Source organism: Nocardioides sp. CPCC 206348 (assembly GCF_048654705.1).
In the GTDB taxonomy this organism is placed as follows: Bacteria; Actinomycetota; Actinomycetes; order Propionibacteriales; family Nocardioidaceae; genus Nocardioides.
On the sequence record NZ_JBMCZA010000167.1, the window covers coordinates 4,656 to 6,416 of the forward strand.

Here is a 1,761-nt window from a genome sequence, read left to right on the forward strand (position 1 = left end):
GATGCTCGACAGTCCCTGGCCGACGGAGTCGTGGATCTCGCGCGACAGGCGGGTGCGCTCGGCAAGCGCGCCGGAGCGGTGCTGCTCCTCGGCGAGGTCGGCCTGTGCGTCGACCAGCTCGTCGAGCAGGTCCTGGCGGGCCTGCGTCTCGAGGTCGAGCGCGCGGTAGGCGAGGACGGTGAGGAGGGCGACGCCGATCGGGCCGGCGACCTGCACCGGGTCGGTGTCGTCGGTGATGCGCGACCACGCCGCGGTCAACAGCGCCGTCATCGCCACCACCGTTCCGACCGCCCAGGGGAACGGCAACACCCGGAGCACGGCGAACGCCACCGGCACCGCGCACCACGCGAAGGACGGGGCCACCGTGGTCAGGGCACCCCACAGCACCACCATCGCGACCACCCAGGCGGTCGGCCACCAGGAGCGCCCGGGGAGCAGCGCCCGGGTCGCGTACGCCAGGGCGAGCACCAGCGCACCCGCCAGCACGGCGACGCCGGTCGCGCCGAGGCCGTGCCGGTCGACGTACCGCACCGCACAGGTGACGAGCAGGACCACCAGGACCACGAGCAGCCAGCGGTCCAGTCCCGCGGCCGGGGCGAGGATGCCGTGCACGCCGGGGCGGCGGCGCTCCGTGAGCCCCGTGGATGTCGCGTTCATGGTCGATCCAGACTAGGGATCGCGGGCGCGGGCGGCATCATCCAATTGGCTATCGAGCGGTAGCCGCCCGCCCGACGTCCGGGACCCCGTCGCCGACGCAAGGTGGAGGCATGAAGCGAACCCACCTCGTCACCACCACGGTCATCAGCAGCCTGCTCACCCTCTCCGCCCTCGCCGTCGGCAGTACGACGACCGCGAGCGCCGACGCACCCGGCCGCCCGTCGTCGTACCAGCTCGAAGGCGACGCCGTCGGCCCGGCGAACCCCGCCGGCTCGAAGTTCGAGGGCATCGGTGCCGACGAGCGCCGCGGCCTCTTCTACGTCAGCGAGGTCACCGGCGGCGAGATCCACCGCGGCTCGGCGACCTCGGCGCAGACCGGGGAGTGGATCGCCGGCCACGGCACCGACGGTCGCTACACGGCCCGCGGCATCACGGTCGACGCCGCCGGACGGGTCTACGTCGCCGGTGGCCCGAACGGCATCGGCACCGGTCGCCCCGACCTGTGGGTCTACTCCCCGCAGGGCGAGCTGCTGACCGCGCTCCGCGTTCCCGGCACCGCCGACGCGTTCCTCAACGACGTCGCGATCGGCCCCGACGGCGCGGCGTACTTCACCAACTCCAACGACCCGCAGGTCTTCCGGGTTGCCGCGGGTGCGAACGGCTGGGAGGCGACGCTGTGGGCGGACGCGACCGGCACCATCACCCGCTCGGCGGGCTTCAACCTCGGGGGCATCGTGCTCTCCGCGGACCGCAGCGGCTTCGTCGTTGCGCAGGGCAACGTGGGCCGGATGTGGCGCTTCGATGCCCGCACCGGCGAGGCCACCGCGATCGAGACCGACACCGACCTGGTCAACGCCGACGGCCTGGTCCGCCAGGGCAACCGGCTCACCGTGGTCCGCAACTTCAGCAGGATGATCGCGACCCTGCGGGTCTCGCCCGACGGCAGCCGCCTGGTCACCCTCGGCCAGGAGGCGTCCTCCGCGGACCGCGTGCTGACCACGGCGAAGACGTTGCGCGGCCGGGTCCTGTACGTCGACAGCAAGTTCGACGAGGCCGTCGCCTCCGGCCCGTACGACGTCGTCACCGACCCGACGCGATGAAGCG

Annotated in this window: 2 protein-coding genes; one reads left to right on the forward strand and one right to left on the reverse strand. The window is 73.1% G+C overall.

The features are described from left to right. The coding region (locus ACOADB_RS13130; RefSeq protein ID WP_378599190.1) for a histidine kinase at nt 1–657 on the reverse strand (657 nt) is incomplete at its 3' end. A 110-nt stretch (nt 658–767) separates the two neighbouring features. On the opposite strand from ACOADB_RS13130, the gene ACOADB_RS13135 reads away from it, so the two are divergent. Continuing rightward, the gene (locus ACOADB_RS13135; protein ID WP_378599193.1) at nt 768–1,757 is read left to right on the forward strand and encodes an SMP-30/gluconolactonase/LRE family protein; all 990 of its coding nucleotides are present in this window, start codon (nt 768–770) and stop codon (nt 1,755–1,757) included. The last annotated feature ends 4 nt before the right edge of the window (nt 1,758–1,761 follow it).